Raw genomic sequence first — 19,277 nt, forward strand, 5'->3', positions numbered from 1 at the left:
CGCGAAAGGAGCCGGCCGTGGCCATCACTCTCCAGAGTATTGAGGAGAACGTCAAGAAACTCACCTCCCGTGCGCCCTTCACCCGCGATTTCTTCTTCAACCTCCTCCTCGCGTACGGCATCTCCAAATCCAGCGTCACCCGCCTGCGTTCCACCACCGCCAGCTCGCTCAACGTCGCGGCGAACCCGGATCGCGATATCGTGTGGAAAAACAAGATCTACCTGGCCGAAACCAGCCGCGACCTCATAGCCACCGCACAGGAAATGAAAACCAGCGAAGCCGCGCTGCGCTTCAATACCCGCTTCGTCATCGCCACGAATTACGAATCCCTCGCCGCAATTGACACCAAAACCGGCGATTCCCTCAGCATCCCCCTCGCCAAACTCGCCAGCGATTTCACCTTCTTCCTCCCCTGGGCGAATATGGAGAAACAGCACTTCTCCTCGGATACCCACGCGGACCGCCGCGCCGCCGAACACATGAGCAAGGTGTACGACGAACTCCTCGCCGCCAACCCCAACCTCTTCCACGAGGACAAATCTCCCCACAGCCTCAACATCTTCTTCACTCGCCTCCTCTTCTGCTTCTTCGCGGAGGATACCGGCATCTTCGCAAAAGGCCAGTTCACCAGCGCGGTCGGCTCGCACACTCAGCGCGACGGCTCCGACACCGCCGCATTCCTCACCGCACTTTTCTACGCGCTTGACACTCCCAACGCGGCCGATAAACCCGTCTACTTGCAGAGCTTCCCCTACGTCAACGGTCGCCTTTTCCGCATTAATAACGACGACGCCGCCTCTTTGACAGTTCCCCAATTCACCAAGCACGCGCGCGATTCGCTCCTGGAGCTCGGCACCCTGGATTGGTCGGAAATCAACCCGGATATTTTCGGCTCCATGTTCCAGGCGGTGGTAGATAAGGACCAGCGCGCCAACCTGGGCCAGCACTACACCTCGGTCCCCAATATCCTCAAAACAATCAAGCCGCTCTTCCTGGATGAACTCTGGAACGAATATGACAAAGCCTGCGAATCAGTACCGCGCCTCAAGAAACTCCTCACAAGAATTTCAAAAATCAAGCTTTTTGATCCAGCCAGCGGCAGCGGCAACTTTTTAGTTATCGCATATAAGGAATTACGGAAGCTCGAACACGCGATCCTGGACCGCATCGATTCCCTTTCCTCGGCGGGCCGCTGGGGCCTGCTCGGCATGGGCGAGGAAGAAAAGCTCGGCGCAGCCACCCTGGGCTTCGGTTCCTCGGTTATCAATATCGAGAATTTCTACGGCATCGAAATTGATGACATCTCCGTGGAGATGGCCACCCTATCCCTCTGGATCGCCAAGCACCAGATGAACCAGGAGTTCAAAGCCAAGTTCGGCCTGGATATCCCCCTCATTCCGCTCAAGGAAACCGGGCACATCGTGCACGGCAACGCCACCCGCCTCGACTGGAACGAGGTCTGCCCCAACAACGGCACCGACGAAATTTACCTAATCGGAAACCCACCTTATGTAGGATCCAGCATGCAGTCGACCAATCAGAAGGAGGATCTGGCCTTCTATTTCGGGAAGCGTGAGTACTCGAGAAATCTTGACTACATCTCGCTTTGGTTCCTCAAAGGCGCGGATTACATCCGAGACACGGCCGCTCAACTGGCTTTCGTGAGTACCAACTCCATTACCCAGGGTGATCACGTCGGTCTCCTCTTCCCCTTTGTTCTGACCGGGGGCATCGAAATTGGCTATGCCTACACGTCGTTCAAGTGGAGTAATAACGCCTCTCATAATGCCGGGGTGACCGTCATCGTTCTCAGCCTCCGGAATGCTTCGAATGCTCCCAAACGCCTATTTAGCGACGGGATTGAGAAACCGGTCAAGCATATTAATGCCTACCTCGCTGAAGGTGACGATGTCATTATTACTAAGCATCGGCAGCCACTCTCATCCGGATTTCCACCCATGGCATACGGCTCTAAACCAACTGATGGCGGGCATTTGATTCTCGAACCCGCGGACGTAGAAAAGCTCCTCACCAACTATCCTGAATCCGAAAAATTCATCAAGCACTATGTAGGAAGTGCCGAATATATCCGTGGAAACGACAGATTTTGTTTGTGGATAGATGACGATTGCGTCGCCGAGGCACAGCACATTCCCGCCATTGCGAAACGGCTCGAACGTGTCCGAGCTGAACGGCTGCGGAGCAAAGCTCCCAGCACAGTGGAATTTGCTGAGCAACCACACAGATTTAAGCAACGGTCCTATAAGCCCACGGATTCGATTATCGTTCCAAGGGTTTCTTCCGAACGGAGGGTGTACGCACCTATCGGGTACCTCGGTCCTGACACTGTCATTTCCGATAGTGCGTTCGCTATCTACGATGCTGAGCCGTGGTTGTTTGCCTTGCTGACCTCGAAGATGCACATGGCTTGGCTACGCGCTGTTGGCGGGAAGATGAAAACCGACTTCCGCTACTCGAATACCTTGGTCTATAACACTTTCCCCGTGCCAGAGTTGTCGGCGTCGTCGAAAGAAGAACTCACGAAACGTGCGCTACGCGTACTCGATGTACGCGAATACCACTGCGAAAAAACACTCGCGGAACTCTACGACGCGGACCTCATGCCGCGCAACCTCCGCGAAGCGCACGAAAAAATTGACGAAGCGGTCGATAGACTTTACAAGAGCACCCCGTTCGCATCCGATGAGGAACGCCTCGCGGTGCTGTTCGCGAAGTATCAGCAGATGATCGAAGCAGAAGGGAAATAGCCGTGGCCACCGAAAACGTTGTGGACGTGACCTATGCGCAAACCGGGAAATCGGTTGCCACCGATGAGCTCGGGATGCGGGAAATGCAGGCTCGTGCCTATGAACAGCGCGCCTCCCAGTACCTGCTCATCAAGGCGCCGCCCGCTTCCGGGAAATCGCGCGCGCTCATGTTTATTGCGCTTGATAAGCTCTTCAACCAGGGCCGGCGCAAGGTGATCGTGGCGGTACCCGAACGCTCCATCGGCGCGTCCTTCGCGCCCACCGACCTCACCACCTATGGCTTCTTCGCGGACTGGGACGTCAAACCCGCGAACAACCTGTGCACACCCGGCAGCAACGAATCGAAAGTCGCCGCATTCCTGCGTTTCCTCGAAGGGCCGGATGCTACGCTCGTCTGCACGCACGCCACCCTGCGTTTCGCCTTTGAGCAGGCCAAACCCGAGGATTTCAACGGCTGCGTGATCGCGATTGACGAATTCCATCACGTCTCCGCTGACCTGGATAACAACCGGCTCGGCTCCGTGCTGCACGCCATTATGGAGCAGTCCGACGCGCATATCATCGCCATGACCGGCTCCTATTTCCGCGGGGACTCCGTGCCCGTGCTTGACCCGAAAGACGAAGCGAAATTCACGCCCGTCACCTTCAACTATTACGACCAGCTCAACGGCTACCAGTACCTGAAAACGTTGGGGATCGGCCACCACTTCTACCAGGGCCGTTACACCGACGCCATCGCGGAAGTGCTGGACCTCGACAAGAAAACTATTCTGCATATCCCCTCCGTGAACTCCGGGGAATCCACCAAGGACAAGTACGAAGAAGTCGGGAAGATCCTCGATATTATTGGCGAAGTGCTTTCGCCCGAAGAAGTTGCGCAGGTAGAGCCACGTTTCCCCGGGGACGACTGCATGATCTTCGTGCGACGGCGCGATACCGGTGCCGTGCTGCGAGTCGCGGACCTCGTGGACGATAGTGATGAGAAAGCGCGCGCTAAGACCCTGGTGTATTTGACCGATGTGGCCGCGAAGAATCGCGACGCTGCTGACATCATCATCGCGCTCGGGATGGCGAAAGAAGGTTTCGACTGGCCTTTCGCGGAACACGCCCTCACGGTTGGTTACCGTGCCTCGCATACCGAACTCATCCAGATCATCGGGCGCGTCACCCGCGATAGTCCCGGGAAAAGCCACGCGCAATTCACGAACCTGCTAGCCGAACCGGATGCCACCCAAAACGAAGTGACACTCTCCGTCAATAACGTGCTGAAAGGCATCACCGCGGCGCTGCTCATGGAGCAAGTGCTTGCCCCGAATTACAACTTCCGGGCCAAGCGCAACACGGACGAAACCCCGGATCCCGGCACCCTGGAAGTCAAGGGCCTGGTGGAACCGTCTACCAAGCGCGCCAAGGAGATTATCGCCACCGGTATCGATGACCTGAAGGCCAATATTTTGCAAGATGACCAGGTAGCGCGGGCCGCGGCCGGAGCTGCGGAACCCGAAATCATTAACAAGGTTCTTATCCCGCGCATCATTCGCCAGACCTACCCGGACATCACTGAGAAAGAAGTCGAGCAAATCCGCCAGCATGTGGTGGTCTCCTCCGTGATCAAATCTGGCGAAGTGCGGACCGTGGGCGACCGGCGCTTCGTAGAAGCGGGGAACAAGTTCGTGGATATTGATGAGATCAATATCGACCTCATCGAATCCATCAACCCCTTCCAGAAGGCCTTCGAAGTGATGTCCAAGCAGGTCTCCAGCCCGGTGCTGCGCATCATCCAAGATGCCATCGCCGCTACCCGCATCACTCTGAAGCCCGAAGAAGCAATGGAGATGTGGCCTGCAATCACCGACTGGGTCAAGGTCAATGGCCGCCGCCCGGACGTCCGCAGCGACGACCCCACCGAGAAACTGTACGCCGAAGGCCTGCTCATCCTGCAACGCGAAAAAGCAAAGCATGATGCTGAGAAAGCCGCGGCCGAAGCGGCGGCTGAAGCTGAGGCTGGGGTGGAAGCTGACGGCGGTAGCGCCGGGGAAACGGAAGCTGCGAATAACGCAGCTACGGTGGAGCAGAGCGAACCCGCAACAGTGCGCAGCGGTGGTAAGCACGCCGAAGATGTTCCGGTACCGGCACGTACCGCGAGCGCCGATGCTTCCCAGGGGGATAAGAACTAATGGCTGATTTCGATTTTGAAGCAGAATTCGCGAAGATCCTCGCCTCCGATACCGAAGGTTTGCTTGACGCACCCCCGGCCCCGCGGCGTTTCACTAGCGAAGACCGGCTAGAACGCGCCTTCCTCGAAATCGTGGACTTCCGGGCCAAAGAAGGGCGTGAACCTGATCCGCACACCCGCGCTATCGGGGAACGCAAACTCGGCGCGCGCCTGGAGGGAATCCGTGCCGATCCTGAAAAGCTCGAAAAGCTCAAGGCCCTCGACACTGAATTCGGGCTACTCACCCGCGAAGAAGCCCCGCAAAGTATCGATGATGTTCTGGCCTCCGATGAGTTCAACCTCCTGGACGACGGATACGGAATCACCGATGTGTCCCGGCTCCCCGCTGCGCCGCCGCGGACTAATGCAGCGCCGGACTACGTGGCGAAACGCGTGAAAGCAAAAGAGTTTGAGAAGTTTGAGCCGCTTTTCAAGGCGAAGCATGCACAGCTATCGGCCGGGATCGTGGGGCAGAAACCCTATAAGAGCATAGAAACGGGAATCAACGTGATTCGGGACGGACTGTATTTCGTCCTGAATGGGGTTATGGGATACGTCGACTCCGAAGGCAAGGACGAAAAAACTGTCACCAGTGCCGGCAAAACGATTACCAGGCAGCGTCTTCGGGTTATTTTTGAAAACGGAACAGAATCCGATCTCTACCGCCAATCCCTCGCGGGACGAATGGCTGAAGAAGACGGCCGGATCATCACCCAACCCGCCGATGTTGCTTACGATCTTGCCTACGCCGAGCCCTCGGCGGGTGGTGAGGCATCTAGTGAAATTGCCAGCGAAGCCTCCCCGGACGAAACTCCAACCGGGTGGATTTACGTTCTCCGTTCACTCTCCACAGACCCGCAGATCTCCAGCCTGCGCAACCTCCACAAGATTGGGTTCTCGCGCGGGCCGGTAGAAAAGCGCATCGCCGGCGCGGAACAATCACCCACCTACCTCATGGCACCCGTCGAAATCGTGGACACGTACGTGACCTACGATGTGAACGCCGCGAAACTAGAGCACCTGCTCCACCAGATCTTCGCGGACGTAAAAGTCTCCCTCTCGCAAATCGATAGCGAGGGCAAAAACTACGACCCGAGCGAATGGTTCATCGTCCCGCGCGAAGCCATCGCCACCGCCGTTGAGCTCATTCAAAACGGGGAAAACACCCGGTACCGCTATGACAAGGGGAGCGAGAGTTTCGTGGAAATCAAAGGAGTATAGGGGAGAAAACAGGGTAAATAAACAAAATAAAGAGGGGCGGCGTTTGCACGCCGCCCCTCAACGGCCGGATCAAGCAACCCGCTCACCTCAGGTTGAGTGATACACATGCCGTGGTGTGCACGCCAATATGGCGACACAGGTCCGTTAATGTAACAACGAGTGAGTACTTGTATAAGTCTAAACGCATGCGCAACAATGCTTGCGGTTTTTGAGACACCCACAGCCGTGCCATTACTCACATTCAACTCGAATTCAACGAAATCCAGCCATTCCTACCCGCTCGCGTGACCCGTAAACTTGATAGTCAGAACCGCACACCGGAGGTGACTAAGCAATGCTGCTTCCCACTAAAGGAATAACTCCTGACCAAGCCTTACTCACCGTCGGAGCACGCATCATCGAGCTTTTAGATTCACCCACAACTGTTTCCACACTCTGGGAGAAATTCTCGAAGGGCTCGAAGGATGCAGAACTCCAGCACGGTACCAACATCAGCTTCACTTGGTTTTCCCTTGCGTTATCGATGCTTTTTGCCATCAACGCACTCTCCTGGAACGAATCGGGAAAGTTGGTGATACGCCGTGTTCCTGCATAACCTGGGCTCTTCAGACGAACGCTTCAAGCAACTGAACTTTCATGACGGCTTGAATATTGTGCTCGCGGATAAGACAGCTGAATCCACCTCGGGAGATAGCCGAAACGGTGCGGGGAAAACAAGCTTTATCCGAATACTGCGCTACCTTCTCGGGGGCAATCTGGATCAGAGTCTCAAGATTCCGCAGTTATTCCAGCATTCCTTCTGGGCGAACCTCGGATTGGATAGCGCCACAAAAACAACCCGTATTGAAAGGCCGGTATCACCGCAAACAAAAGTCTTCATTGACGGATCCTCCACCGCTGTTGCCGAATGGAGGCGTGAGCTCGCGAAGCTGTGCAGCCTTCCTACGGATACCAAATATCCAACGGTGGGCCAGCTCTTCGGGCAGTTAGCTCGGGATTACTTCGCCGACCCCCTCAAAACATACCGCGTGGAATCTGATTGGGAATCCGGAATTCGTATCGGCTTCTTTCTGGGATTTTCACCCGAACTACTCGGCAAAGCCAGTGCCATAGTGGCTTTGGAAAAGAATCGGCGTGCCCTTCAAAAGGCCATGTCCGATGGGGCCTTCGGAAATATACATCTCAGCGAATCAGAGCTCCGTGCTGATCTGGCGCAGGCGCGCGAAAAGCGCTCTCGGCTGGAATCTCATCTCTCAGTCTTCCGGGTAGATGAACAGTATGCTGACCACCAGCAAGAGGCCAACCGGCTTTCGCATGCAATCAGGGATCTCAACGACGAAGGACTCTCCCTTGAACAGCGAAAGCGGGATATCGAACTCACGATAGCGGAAGAACATCCTCCCGTTGCCGAAGCTGTAAGGCTGAAACAGCTCGAAAAGATGTATGCCGAAATCGGTATTACCCTCCCGGAGGCCACAACCCGCCGTTTCAGTGACGTCGTTGCTTTCCACGCTTCCGTGATCCGCAACAGGAAGTTGTACCTTGAGTCAGAGTTGCAGAGCGTGAATCGGCGTCTCGAAGAAATAAACTCTGAGCGCCAAAATCTCGACCAGGAACGTGCACGTGTCATGAAACTCCTGCAGGATTCTATGGCACTAGAAACATTCCGACATGCCCAGCACGAACTCACCGAGGTGGATACCCGTGTCTCCAACCTGGAACAAAAACTGGAGTTTGTGCAGTCCGTAACCAAAACGAAGCTCCATATACGCTCTATGGAAGCCGAGGCGGAAGCCGGCCTAAGAACCGAAATCGAGGATCTCGGGCCCCGCCTCGAAGCAGCCTTGGTTCTTTTCCAGAAGCTCGGTGAAGAAATCTACACTGACCGAAAGGTGTCCCTCCTCATCGAGGTAACAAACAAAGGCACCCTGAAAGTTATCCCGAAGATTGACGGTGATGCCTCAGCGGGAATCCAAGGTGTCAAAACCTTCCTGCTTGATATGGTCTGCGTGGTTACGGCGATCCCACTCGGGCGCGCCCCGCGAATCTTGGTGCACGATAGTCAGCTATTTGATTCCATGGATGACCGCCAGGTTGCTTCCTGCCTCAATATCGGCGCGCGGCTGGCGGATCAAATAGGATTCCAATATATAGTGACTCTCAATTCCGACCGGCTCACCGCTGCCGAAAACGAGGGATTTGAGCGCCGCAACTACGCCATTGACCCGGTCCTGACGGACGCTGGGGAAACGGGCGGGCTCTTCGGGTTCCGTTTCGACTAAAGTGCCGTTCCCCTATGAGGGAGGCGCCGCATGAAACTCAATTCCCGCACCCGCCGCTCTCACCCGACCCTCGCGCTCACGCCCCCTCGCCCTCGCGTTCGCGCTGCTGCGGCGCGCGCAAATCCAGGAAATGCGGGCCGCGCGCATTCAGCTCCTCCATATAGGCCGCACCCCATTGCATCCACGGGTCCTTGGAAAGATGGTCATTGGTGAAACGCAGATCGTCGGAAACTTCGGTGGCGCAAAAATCTGGAATTTTCAGGTCCACCACCGGCGCGCGCCGCTCCACTTCCGCAATAATCAACCCCGCGTTTTGCCCGCCAAAAGCATCGAATTCCCAGCCGTCCTCATCGATCCACAGGGAGAAACGATTTTTGAGGACCAGATCCACCGAGCGCCGCAGAATCTGCACGGCCACATCGGTATCAATTTCCATTTCTTTCTCGTAGCGTTCCGCACTGACCACCGGCGATTTCACCGCCACCGAGGCGCTCGCCGGGCATCCCGCCCCCAGCATCCGCGCGAGCGCACGGCGTTCGTAACCACCGCGGAAGTCGGCGGCGTCGTCGAACTCATCAAAAGGTACGAAAGCATCGGGGAAACGTACCCGCACCCGTACCGCGTAGCCGTCCTGCGCGAAGGTGTAAGCCTGGATGATGACCTGGGTGGAGGCGTGCTCGGCGACGTCGTCGGGGAGTTCGCGCACCAGGAATTTGCGTTCGAATTCGAAATCGGCGTCCGCGTCGATGCCAGAGCCGTGGCCGGGTTCCATCATGCTTCCATCGTAGACGCGCGCACCCACGTGGTGAAACAGCCACGCCATCGCGCCCGCATCCCGGCACAATAGGAGGATGACTGAATTACCTTCACCCGAGCTCATCGCCGCAGCCGCCCGCACCCTCGCGGGCACGGTGCGCCGCACCCCGCTGCAGCTATCCGAGCGCCTCAGCGCCGCCCTCGGCCGGCCCGTTTACCTCAAACGCGAGGATACGCAGGTCGGGCGCAGCTATAAAGTTCGCGGGGCATACAACGCGATTCACGCGCTCGGGGAGAAGGAACGCGCCGCCGGCGTGGTGTGCGCATCGGCCGGCAATCACGCGCAAGGCGTGGCTTACGCCTGCAATCACCTGCGGATTCACGGCAAGATTTTCCTGCCCGCCACCACGCCGCGCCAGAAACGCGAACGGATCCGCGATATCGGGGGTGCGTGGGTGGAACAGATTATTGGCGGCCCTACGTTCGACGCCGCAGCCGGCGCCGCCCTGGCGTACGCCTCTGCGCACGGTGCGACCTTTGTGCATCCTTTCGACGCCGCTCCGATTATCGCCGGGCAGGGCACCGTGATCGCCGAAGCTTTCGAGCAGTGCGTGGAGCAAAGCGGGCTGGAACCCGAGGCCGTGCTGGTGCCGGTGGGCGGCGGCGGGCTGCTGGCCGGCACCGCGATCTGGGTGAAAAATACGCATCCGCACACCCGGGTGATCGGGGTGGAGCCCACCGGCGCTGCGTCTATGCAGGCCGCATTGGCCGCGGGCGGGCCGGTCACGCTGGATTCCGTTGATAATTTCGCGGACGGCACCGCGGTGGCGCGCGTGGGAGACCTCACCTACGCCGCAGCGCGCGACCTGGTGGACGGCTTCGTCACCGTGCCCGAAGGCGCGCTGTGTACCGAAATGCTCAACCTCTACCAGGTGGACGGGATTATTGCCGAACCATCCGGCGCGCTTGCCCCGGCCGCGGTGGGGCGCCTGAATACCCTGGTCGAAACCCGCGTGGGTGCTAGCACCGGCGGCGCGGGTGCCGGCGCCGTGGGCACTAACGTGAGCACCGGTACCGTTAGTGGGAACGACGACGCCGCACTCTCCGGCAGTGGCGCCGCTCCCGCCACCACACCGCGCCCGCTCATCGCGGTAATTTCGGGTGGGAATAATGACGTCTCCCGCTACGCCGATATTTTGGAACGCTCCATGGTCTACGAGGGGCTGCGCCACTACTTCCTGGTGACCTTCGCCCAGAAACCCGGGGCCCTTAAAGAATTCCTCGACCGCGTGCTCGTGGCCGACGAAGACATCGTGTACTTCGAATACACGAAGAAAACCAATCGCGAGACCGGCCCGGCGCTGGTGGGCATCGATATTCAACACCCGGAAAACCTGGCTGACCTGCTGGATCGCATGGACCGCTCCGGGATTGATATTCACAAGGTCGAACCCGGCTCGCCCGAATTCCGCTTCTTTATATAGGACATGGCGCGTGGCCCGCGCCGATCCTGCCGGCGGTTTCTGTGCCGGCGCCGTGGCCACCGCGCCCGCGTTGCCAGATGGCGCGCGGGCCGGTGCTGCGTCGTCGTACTTAAAAGCCCTGCGCAAGAAGCGGGTACAATACCGGCCAGACGCCACCCTCCGCGAAAGGACCCCCATGGCATTCCGTAGCGCCGCCGCGCGCATTTTCCGCGCCTGCTCCCGTTGGACCTTTGTGCACGAACCCATCGCGCCAAAAACGATCCTCATCGGCGCCCCGCATTCCTCTAATTGGGATGGTATTTACGATATTGTCGCGTTTTGGAGCTACGGGCGCTCCATGAAATTCCTAGTCAAAAATTCGCTGGTGCAGGCCCCGGTGCTGGGGGCGATCGTGCGCGCCGTCGGCGGAATTTCGGTGGATCGCAACCACCCCAGCGGAATCGTGGGGTCGCTGCTGGAGCAGGCCGAACGCAGCGAGGAATTCTGCGTGGCGCTCGCCCCGGAAGGCACCCGAAAGGACGTTCAGTACTGGAAATCCGGCTTTTACCGCATGGGCCTGGCCGGACGCTTGCCCATCACCCTCGGCTTTATTGATTCGCGCACCAAAACTTACGGGTGGTGGAAGCACCTCTACCTTTCCGGCGACATCGAGGCGGATATGGATATTCTGCGCGAGTTTTACCGCGATTTTGTGGGGAGGAATGGCTTCAAGCGCTCGGTGCCGCGTTTGCGCGCTGAGGACGACGCCGCCGCCCGCGCCCACCTCCTCGACGGCATCGACCTGGATGAAGCGCGTGCTTTTGCGATTCGCATGAATCGGGAAACCGGCGGGGTGGGGATTACCGAGTAGCGGCCGCGGCTACCGCGGTGGCGCGGCGTGAGCGGCCGCCCGTGCGAGCGGGCCGCGCGCCCGGGCTACCGCTTTAACGCGCCCCGCGCCACCGGGGCTACCGCTTACCGCTCCCGATGCACGGCCTCGAGCAGCGCGTTAATCACGGTATGCGGATCGCGGCCCAGCGCATCGTGCTGGTAATCATCGCTGACCAGCGCGGTCAGGCCGCGGATGCGCCCGGCGGTTTCCAGGGAGAGATCGGCCGGCACGTACATATCCTCGCGGAAAATCCACGCGGCCACCGGCACCTGGTTGCCGCCCAGCACATCCGGGCGATACAGATCATGCCAGGAGGTGCGGAAGGCCAGCTCATTAGCTGCCCCGCGCAGCGGGAGCAGCGCCGGATCCTGCTCGAATTGCCAGGGGAAAACGCTCTCCCCGGAGAAGCGGAAGCCCAGCCCCTCCTTGCGCAGATCAGTTTCACCGACCCCGCCCATCGCGAGCGCGGGGATAGCAAATTCGGGGAATTCTCCGCGTACCCGGTGCGCGGCCCAGGCCAGCGGGCCGGTGCCCGATTGCGCATATATGGCTTCTTGGAGCGCGAAATAGAGCGGGGCGCGCGCGGCGGATACCGCTTCGCCCACCCGCTGGAGGAAGGCGGGGCGCAGCCGGCGTTGCCCGCGGAAGGACCAGACCGGGTCTTCGAGCAGGTAGTGGAGCTGCTCGAAGCCGTAGGTGAAGCCGAGGCGCTGGCCGAGCTGGCGGAATCGCGCCGGGGTGAGGCGCTCCCCGGTGGGCAGGATTTCTTCCACGTCCGCCAGGTGAGTGGCGATATACCAGGCGGTGTCCTCATCATTCGGGTAGCGCTCGAAATAGGCGCGGTGCCGGGCGGCCAGGCGCGGGAAGGTCTGCCGGTATACGGCTTGCGGGCCGCTATCCAAACTGGGCAGCCCGCCGGTGATCATGACTTCGCGCAGCCCCGCGGGCGCGTGGGAGAGATAGGATACCGCGGCAAAACCCCCGAAACTTTGCCCCAGCACGCTCCACGGTTCATCGCCTTGGAGGTGGCGGCGCAGGTGTTCGGCGTCGTTCACAATAGAATCCTGGCGGAAACAGGAGAGTAGCGCGGCCTGGGCGGCGGGACTGCCGGCCGCGGTAATGGTGAGGGAATCGAGCGGATACGAATTGCCGGTGCCGCGTTCGTCGAGCAGAACGAGGCGATAGTGGTTGAGCAGCAGATCCTGCCAGCCGCTCAGCCCCGCCGGGCGCGGTGCCGCGTGGCCCGGCCCGCCTTCCAGATACACCAGACGCGGCGCGTCCTCGCGGCCGGCCCGCACAATTTCCCGCGCGAAAACCGTGATGGTAGCGGGAACGTGGGCGATGGTATCGTCCGGGGCCAGCTGAGTGAACGCACCAAAGTAATCAAGGGGCACCTGGATGCGGTGCTCGATGAATGTATAACCCTGAAAACGATAGGTAACCGCGCTCATACCGTGAAGATTACCCGAGCGAGGGGCCGTTCTCGCCGGCTGTACGGTAGCTCTCATTTCTGCGGGGCCGCGAGCGCACCGGCGCGGATTTGGTCACCGCCAAAAATGCCATCGACTCGCTCTGAGCCATCCGGCGCCGGGCGGCTTCCCAGTAACTATTCGCGCTACTCTCACATCTACTCTAAAGTACTCTAACATCCGGTGTGAGAGTAGAAATCCGCGCCATAGCAACGTTTTCTCGAGGTCTCCCGAAGCTACTCTAAAGCTACTCTAACAATGTTAGAGTAGATGCATGCTGCAGCGTAGCGTGGAAAGCCTTCTCACTCTTCCGGTTCATGAAGCCGTGGAAGAGCTCCTTCGTTTGCCAGAAGACCAGTGGTACGAACGAAAAAGCGGATCCATTCAACCCAAGGACCTTGCGGAGGATATCGTCGGCATGGCGAATGCGGAGGGCGGCGTTATCGCCGTCGGTCTTCATAACGGATCCCCGGCACCGGTTTCCGATAAAGCCGCGAATGCGATCCGGCAGGCAGCTATCGACTTTACTAATCCGCGGGTCCGGATTGTTATTGATGACATAGCTATCGAGGGCGGGTGGATAATGCTCCTAAGCGTTCCTCCTAGCCGCGATGTTCACGAAACTAATAAGGGTGATTGTTTCCAACGTATCGGGGATGAAACACGTAAACTTACTTTCCGGCAACGCCAAGAACTTGAGTGGGATCGCGGATTTATTGGTTTTGACGGCGCTCCGGCACCCGACGGACAACTAGACGATCTAGACGCGGAACAGCTTGAGGAATACCGCGCCCTCCTCAGCTCATCCTCGGGAACCAATGCGCTACGCGCCCGCGACCTCATTGATCGTGATGGTCAACTGCGAGTAGCCGGCTACCTTCTTTTCGCAAAAAATCCGCAGCAGGTTTTTCCGAACGCCTACGTGCGGGTGGTCAAATATTCCGATAATGAGCGCGGTACCGGGCGTTTTCAGAACGTAGAAGCCGGGAAAGATATTCGGATAGGTGGCTCCCTCCCGCAGCAAATTGCGGAAGCCAGCCGCATTATTGAAGAATTCCTGCCGGGGCACCGCCGACTCACCGATGCGGGCACATTTGCCGATGTGCCGATTATTCCGCGTGAGGCGTGGCTGGAAGGCCTGGTCAATGCCGTGGTCCACCGTTCCTATGGAATCGCGGGCGACCATATTCGAGTGGAGATTTTTCCGAACCGGATTGAATTCACCAGCCCCGGGCGTTTTCCCGGTCTGGTTGATATTTCCCATCCGGAAAAAATTGGCCGCAAGGCCCGCAATCCGCGCATTGCCCGAGTTTTCTTCGATATGGGTATCACTCAGGAGCTGGGCGAAGGCATCCGGCGTATTTTCGAAGAAACCCGCCGGGCCGGGCTGGCCGAACCGCTTTACGTGCAATTATCCGAGGCCGTACACCTCACCCTGCTGGCCAGCAACGCAATTCCAGAAGAAATCATGCGGCAGATCGGGCCGAGCGGCCGCGCGATTCTCGACGCCCTGCGCCTGGCCCAACAGCCGCTGGGAACCGGGCAAATCACCGAGCTTGTGGACCTTGCCCGCCCCACCGTGCTCCGCCACCTCAACCTGCTGCGCGATGCCGGCGTGCTCCGCTGGAATGGCAAATCCCCGCGCGACCCACATGCTACCTGGGAACTGCTGTAGAGCCACCTGCATGGCCACACGCGCACGTGCCACAGCTGCGCCGTCGTACCTTCTGCAAGAATAGAGCCATGGCAACAATCCCGCTTCTTCCCCTCAATTCCGGCCACTGGATTCCGCAACTGGGCATCGGCACCTACCGCATGGACGAGGCCACCGCGCGCCGGGCCGTGCGCGAGGCGCTCGCCATGGGCTACCGGCATATCGACACCGCGCAAATGTACGGCAACGAAGCCGCGGTGGGCCGGGCAATCGCGGAATCCAGCGTGGATCGCGAAGATATTTTCCTCGTCACGAAACTCGATAATCCCCACCACGCCCCGCGCGCCGTGCGGGAAACGTTCGCGCGCTCGCTCGCGGATCTGGGCACCGATTACGTTGATCTTTTCCTCATTCACTGGCCCATGCTCAGCGGCGATTACGTGGAGGCGTACCAGGTCATGGAGGAATTCGTGGCCGACGGGCGCGCCCGCGCAATTGGCGTGTCCAATTTCGAGCGTCACCACCTCGAGGCGCTGCGTTTCGCCGCGCAGATCCAACCCGCGGTCAATCAAATCGAAGCGCACCCCTATTTCCAGAACGCCGAGGTCACGCAGTACTGCACCGACGCCTGGATTCGCGTGGAAGCGTGGGCGCCGCTAGCGCGCGGCGCTGTGAACGACGACGCCGTGCTTGCCGAGCTGGCGGCCGCTAAGGGATGCACCGTTGCCCAACTGGTATTGCTCTGGCACCTCTCGCGCGGGCGGATCGTGTTCCCCGGGGCGTCCTCCACCGCGCACCTGGCTGAAAACCTGGCCTGCCTCGATTTCACTCTTCTCAAAGAAGAAGCGGAGGAGATCGACAATATGGATCGTTTAGAAGCCGGACGCACCGGCCGCCATCCCGATACCTTCCGGCGCAACGGGGAATAGCGGTTGAGCTGGGCTAATGGCGGTGCTTTGGTGTCCAGCGCATAAAACGTCCAAAAAATATGTCGTAGCCCTTCGCTAGCATAGAAGTGGTGAAAGGCAGGTCACGCCCCGGTGGATCGGGGCGCAATATCAGGTGAACGTCACCGTGCCAGGAACCCGTAAGGAAAAGGAGCGGAATGTATTTTGCATACACCATCGCCGGGTCTGAAGCTACCGGCGGTGCTGGATTCCAAGTTGATTTGAAGACCTTCCAGCAGCTCGGGGTGTACGGCATGGGCACGCTCACGTGTATCGTGTCCTTCGACCCGAAGAATAACTGGAACCATCGCTTCGTGCCCGTCCCTCCGGAAGTGATTAGCGCCCAGATGGAAGCCGCGCTGCGCTCCCAGAATATTCGCACCGCGAAGGTCGGCATGCTCGGCCACCCGGATACCATTGAGGCGGTGCGCGCCGGGCTCGCTTCCCAGGAATGGGACAATGTGGTGGTGGATCCGGTTCTCATCTGCAAGGGTCAGGAACCGGGCCAGGCGCTGGATACCGATAATGCGCTGCGCACCAAGATCCTCCCCTTCGCCACCGTCACCACCCCGAATAATTTTGAGGCTCGTACCCTCTCCAGGCTGGATGCCCTGGAAACTGAGGAGGACCTCATCGAAGCCGCCAAGCGCATCGGTGAGCTCGGCCCGAAGAACGTGGTGGTCAAGGGCGGGATTGATTTCCCCGGCCCGGATGCCGTGGATGTGCTCTGGGATGGCGAAAAGGCTACTGTTTACCGCGCCCCGAAGATCGGTGAAGAACGCGTCTCGGGGGCTGGTTGTACCCTGGCCGCCGCCATCACCGCGGAACTGGCCAAGGGCGTGGAGATCCACGAAGCCGTGCAGCGCGCCAAGGATATGGTGACCGCCGGCATCAAGGCCCGCGTGGAAGCCAATACCCCCTTCGCCACCGTGTGGCAGGGCGCTTACCGGGATCAGGACTAGGCCATGCCCGGCATCGATCCGGCCGTCCCGGTCATTATTGTGCTGGGCGGCCGGATCGTGCACACCCGCCTGGGTTACCTGCCTAGCGGGAGTTTGAAACGCCGCCTCGCGCGGGCGCTGGCCGAATACCGTTACGCGCGTTCGCGCGGCGCACGCCCCGCTTTCATCTGCTCGGGCGGGCGAGCCTCACCCGGCGTGCCCAGTGAAGCCCAAGTTATGGCCGCTTGGCTCGCCGCCCGCGGGGTACCGCGCAGCGCGCTCATCGCGGAAAGCCACTCGCGCACCACCGAAGAAAATATGGGCGATTGCGCCGCGCTGCTCCGCGAGCGCGATCCGGTTCCCGGCCTGCTCCCGGATGGCACCATCGCCGCGGTTATCGTGACCTCCTGGCAGCACGTACCGCGGGCCCGGTACTTCGCGGTGAAATTCGAATTCACCCCGGTTATGCGCGGGGCCAGCCTCGCGCCGGCCACCACCCCGAAAGCCCTCGTCTGGGAATTAGGCGCGGTGGGGATTTACCTGGCGCGGGTAGTGGCGCGCCGGGTGCGTAAGCGGCGTCGTCGTAACACTTAAGTACGGAAGGGAGTCCGCGTGGCGTGCCACAATAGAAACGTGACAACGAATCCGTACCTGCGCCCCGCCCTCGCGTTCCTGCGCGAGCACCTGGAAGGCGCCCCGGCCAGCGCACGCGCCCGCCGCTACCGCTATGAACACTGTTTACGGGTCGCGGCCATCGGGCGCGGGGTCGCGATGTCTGAAGGTCTGGCGGTAGATACCCTCGAAATTGCCTGCCTCCTGCATGACATCGGGAAATTTGATTCCGCGCGGCCGGTAGATCACGGGCGGGCCGGCGCGCGTATCGTGCGCCCCTTTTTGGAAAGCCTGGGCATGCCGGAAGCGGAGGTTGTGGAGATTTGCCAAGGCATCGCCATGCATACCGATGGCCGCAGCGAATATCCGGAAGATTCCCCCGAATACCGCGGCCAGCGCGAATACCCGGCGGAGGCCAGCGTGCTCGCGAGGTCGGTCGGGGACTGCGATAACGTGGACCGTTTCAGCGTCTACCGCATCCATGACACCCTGCTGTATCACAATATGGACGCCATGCCGCTGCCCGAACAACTCGATTTTATTGACGGATACCTGGCGCGCCTGGGGCGCGAACGCTACTACCACTGCGCCACCCGCAGTGCGCAACGCCTGTGGATTGAAGCGCTGGAATTTCAGGAGTATTACTTTTCCCGGATGCGTGAGCAGCTAGCCAGCGCGCACCCGTATATGGACCTTGCCGAGGGAGAGTCCGTACCCTCGGCGCACTCAAGGAGGAATCCATGACAACATTCACGCAGGCGCGCGATTCCATCCGCGGCTCCTACGCCCCGGAATTCGCACGGGTGGTCGACGCTTTCGCCGCCTCCATCGCCACCAACCAGGATCGCGGCGGGCAAATCGCGGTGCTCTGGCACGGCGAACCCGTGGTCAATATTTACGGGGGCTGGAACCCGCCCGCCGGTGCAAATACCGGGGGTGGCGTGGCCGACGGCGCCGTCGTTGAAGACCCTATTAACGAGCGTACGCCCTACCCGGATAACGCGGTGCAGCTTATTTTCTCGCAAACGAAGGGCCTGACCGGGATTTGCTTCGCGGACTGCGTGGCGCGCGGGCTCATTGATCCGGACGCGCGCGTGGCCGAGTACTGGCCCGAATTTGCCGCCAATGGCAAGGAAGATATTCGGGTGAGCCAGCTGGCCAGCCACTCCGCCGGCCTGCCCGGTTTTGACCATATTCTGCCCGCGAGCGCGCTCTTCGACTGGGATCTTATTACCTCCGAGCTCGCCGCCCAGGCCCCGCGCTGGGAGCCGGGCACCAAACACGGCTACCACGCGCTCTCCATGGGCTATCTGGCCGGGGAGCTGGTACGGCGAGTTTCCGGCCTCACCCCCAAGCACTACCTGGAAGAAAACTTCCGCGCACCCCTCAACCTTTCCGTGTGGATCGGCTGCCCCGAATCCGAGCGCTCGCGCATCGCCAAGCATTTCTGGGGCCCGCGCACCCAAGGCTGGGGCGGGGCGCTGCGCCAGGCCCAGGCCGACCCGAACTCCACAACCTCCTACGCCTACCAATCCCCGAAGGATACCGATTCGGCCATTACCGACCCGCATTTCCTCGATGCGGAAATGCCATCTATCAACGGGCATGCCGATGCGCTCTCCTTGGCGACCCTCTACGCGATGTTCTGCGATGGGCGCTATGCGCGCTACGACGCCGAGCTTATTACCGCGGTCTCGGCCACCCGCGCCGAAGGCTTCGACGAAGTCCTGTGCGATTCGACCTCCCGCTACGGGCTGGTCTTCCAGCTGGGCAGCCAGCGCGAACCCATGCTCTCCCGCGGCAGCTTCGGGCACAACGGGCGCGGCGGCTGCCTTTCCTTCGCGGATCCGGGTACCGGCATCTCCTTCTCCTACGTGGAGAACCAGCTCTCCTCCGAGCCGCTCCCGCAGGCGCGCGTCTGCCGGCTGCTGGCCGCGGTGCGGGACAGCCTTGAGTTGGCGTAAAGCCACGGCGGAATGCTGATGGTAGAGCGCCGGCGTTAGAGCCCGGCTGTAGGGCCCGGCGGTAAAATGCCGGCGATAGAAAATAGTATTTTT

The 19,277-nt window shown here is 60.1% G+C and carries 15 protein-coding genes; 13 read left to right on the forward strand and 2 right to left on the reverse strand.

All coding sequences use genetic code 11. The features are described 5' to 3' along the window. Window positions 1–17: 17 nt before the first annotated feature. The 5 genes from ACRQFC_RS04290 to ACRQFC_RS04310 all read left to right on the forward strand — a co-directional run bounded on the left by ACRQFC_RS04290 (window position 18) and on the right by ACRQFC_RS04310 (window position 8,486). Window positions 18–2,768, forward strand: a complete 2,751-nt coding sequence (locus ACRQFC_RS04290) for a DNA methyltransferase (protein ID WP_284896806.1) — start codon at window positions 18–20, stop codon at window positions 2,766–2,768. 2 nt (window positions 2,769–2,770) lie between these two features. Beyond that, window positions 2,771–4,945: a DEAD/DEAH box helicase gene (locus ACRQFC_RS04295; RefSeq protein WP_284896807.1), complete on the forward strand. Its 2,175-nt coding sequence runs from the start codon at window positions 2,771–2,773 to the stop codon at window positions 4,943–4,945. Further along, window positions 4,945–6,204: a GIY-YIG nuclease family protein gene (locus ACRQFC_RS04300; protein WP_284896808.1), complete on the forward strand. Its 1,260-nt coding sequence runs from the start codon at window positions 4,945–4,947 to the stop codon at window positions 6,202–6,204. The genes ACRQFC_RS04295 and ACRQFC_RS04300 overlap by 1 nt, the downstream gene beginning before the upstream one ends. A gap of 334 nt (window positions 6,205–6,538) precedes the next feature. Beyond that, window positions 6,539–6,799 carry an ABC-three component system middle component 6 gene (locus ACRQFC_RS04305; protein ID WP_284896809.1) on the forward strand — a complete coding sequence of 87 codons (261 nt, stop codon included), beginning with the start codon at window positions 6,539–6,541 and terminating at the stop codon, window positions 6,797–6,799. Between the two features lie 58 nt (window positions 6,800–6,857). Next, on the forward strand, window positions 6,858–8,486 hold the full coding sequence (locus ACRQFC_RS04310) for an ABC-three component system protein (RefSeq protein ID WP_284896851.1): 1,629 nt from the start codon (window positions 6,858–6,860) through the stop codon (window positions 8,484–8,486). Between the two features lie 76 nt (window positions 8,487–8,562). Here ACRQFC_RS04310 and ACRQFC_RS04315 read toward each other — a convergent pair whose 3' ends face one another. After that, window positions 8,563–9,261 carry a CYTH domain-containing protein gene (locus ACRQFC_RS04315; protein ID WP_284896810.1) on the reverse strand — a complete coding sequence of 233 codons (699 nt, stop codon included), beginning with the start codon at window positions 9,259–9,261 and terminating at the stop codon, window positions 8,563–8,565. Between the two features lie 76 nt (window positions 9,262–9,337). On the opposite strand from ACRQFC_RS04315, the gene ACRQFC_RS04320 reads away from it, so the two are divergent. Next, window positions 9,338–10,726, forward strand: a complete 1,389-nt coding sequence (locus ACRQFC_RS04320; protein WP_284896811.1) for a pyridoxal-phosphate dependent enzyme — start codon at window positions 9,338–9,340, stop codon at window positions 10,724–10,726. 175 nt (window positions 10,727–10,901) lie between these two features. Further along, window positions 10,902–11,576 carry a 1-acyl-sn-glycerol-3-phosphate acyltransferase gene (locus ACRQFC_RS04325; RefSeq protein ID WP_284896812.1) on the forward strand — a complete coding sequence of 225 codons (675 nt, stop codon included), beginning with the start codon at window positions 10,902–10,904 and terminating at the stop codon, window positions 11,574–11,576. Window positions 11,577–11,680: 104 nt separating this feature from the next. On the opposite strand, the gene ACRQFC_RS04330 is transcribed toward ACRQFC_RS04325, so the two are convergent. Then, the gene (locus tag ACRQFC_RS04330; protein ID WP_284896813.1) at window positions 11,681–13,048 is read right to left on the reverse strand and encodes an alpha/beta fold hydrolase; all 1,368 of its coding nucleotides are present in this window, start codon (window positions 13,046–13,048) and stop codon (window positions 11,681–11,683) included. 292 nt (window positions 13,049–13,340) lie between these two features. Here ACRQFC_RS04330 and ACRQFC_RS04335 point away from each other — a divergent pair, with 292 nt between their 5' ends. From ACRQFC_RS04335 to ACRQFC_RS04360, 6 genes are all read left to right on the forward strand, one after another. Next, the gene (locus ACRQFC_RS04335; RefSeq protein ID WP_284896814.1) at window positions 13,341–14,741 is read left to right on the forward strand and encodes an ATP-binding protein; all 1,401 of its coding nucleotides are present in this window, start codon (window positions 13,341–13,343) and stop codon (window positions 14,739–14,741) included. Between the two features lie 68 nt (window positions 14,742–14,809). Beyond that, window positions 14,810–15,649, forward strand: a complete 840-nt coding sequence (locus tag ACRQFC_RS04340; RefSeq protein ID WP_284896815.1) for an aldo/keto reductase — start codon at window positions 14,810–14,812, stop codon at window positions 15,647–15,649. Window positions 15,650–15,825: 176 nt separating this feature from the next. Further along, window positions 15,826–16,629 (forward strand): bifunctional hydroxymethylpyrimidine kinase/phosphomethylpyrimidine kinase, encoded by an 804-nt coding sequence (thiD, locus tag ACRQFC_RS04345; protein ID WP_284896816.1) that lies wholly within the window; start codon window positions 15,826–15,828, stop codon window positions 16,627–16,629. A 3-nt stretch (window positions 16,630–16,632) separates the two neighbouring features. Next, on the forward strand, window positions 16,633–17,202 hold the full coding sequence (locus ACRQFC_RS04350) for a YdcF family protein (protein WP_284896817.1): 570 nt from the start codon (window positions 16,633–16,635) through the stop codon (window positions 17,200–17,202). 39 nt (window positions 17,203–17,241) lie between these two features. Continuing rightward, a complete protein-coding gene (locus ACRQFC_RS04355; protein ID WP_284896818.1) occupies window positions 17,242–17,964 on the forward strand; it encodes an HD domain-containing protein in 723 nt (240 codons plus the stop codon). After that, window positions 17,961–19,184, forward strand: a complete 1,224-nt coding sequence (locus tag ACRQFC_RS04360) for a serine hydrolase domain-containing protein (protein WP_284896819.1) — start codon at window positions 17,961–17,963, stop codon at window positions 19,182–19,184. Before ACRQFC_RS04355 ends, ACRQFC_RS04360 begins: the two co-directional genes overlap by 4 nt. Window positions 19,185–19,277 lie beyond the last annotated feature (93 nt).

The organism is Actinotignum inguinis, from assembly GCF_051265835.1.
In the GTDB taxonomy this organism is placed as follows: Bacteria; Actinomycetota; Actinomycetes; order Actinomycetales; family Actinomycetaceae; genus Actinotignum; species Actinotignum timonense.

Bases quoted from the DNA above. Each gene is read 5' to 3' on its own strand.
- ACRQFC_RS04300 (WP_284896808.1), top strand. From the start codon at position 4,945: ATGGCTGATTTCGATTTTGAAGCAGAATTCGCGAAGATCCTCGCCTCC.
- ACRQFC_RS04360 (WP_284896819.1), top strand. From the start codon at position 17,961: ATGACAACATTCACGCAGGCGCGCGATTCCATCCGCGGCTCCTACGCC.
- ACRQFC_RS04335 (WP_284896814.1), top strand. From the start codon at position 13,341: ATGCTGCAGCGTAGCGTGGAAAGCCTTCTCACTCTTCCGGTTCATGAA.
- ACRQFC_RS04325 (WP_284896812.1), top strand. From the start codon at position 10,902: ATGGCATTCCGTAGCGCCGCCGCGCGCATTTTCCGCGCCTGCTCCCGT.
- ACRQFC_RS04350 (WP_284896817.1), top strand. From the start codon at position 16,633: ATGCCCGGCATCGATCCGGCCGTCCCGGTCATTATTGTGCTGGGCGGC.
- thiD (WP_284896816.1), top strand. From the start codon at position 15,826: ATGTATTTTGCATACACCATCGCCGGGTCTGAAGCTACCGGCGGTGCT.
- ACRQFC_RS04340 (WP_284896815.1), top strand. From the start codon at position 14,810: ATGGCAACAATCCCGCTTCTTCCCCTCAATTCCGGCCACTGGATTCCG.
- ACRQFC_RS04320 (WP_284896811.1), top strand. From the start codon at position 9,338: ATGACTGAATTACCTTCACCCGAGCTCATCGCCGCAGCCGCCCGCACC.
- ACRQFC_RS04330 (WP_284896813.1), bottom strand. From the start codon at position 13,048: ATGAGCGCGGTTACCTATCGTTTTCAGGGTTATACATTCATCGAGCAC.
- ACRQFC_RS04315 (WP_284896810.1), bottom strand. From the start codon at position 9,261: ATGATGGAACCCGGCCACGGCTCTGGCATCGACGCGGACGCCGATTTC.
- ACRQFC_RS04305 (WP_284896809.1), top strand. From the start codon at position 6,539: ATGCTGCTTCCCACTAAAGGAATAACTCCTGACCAAGCCTTACTCACC.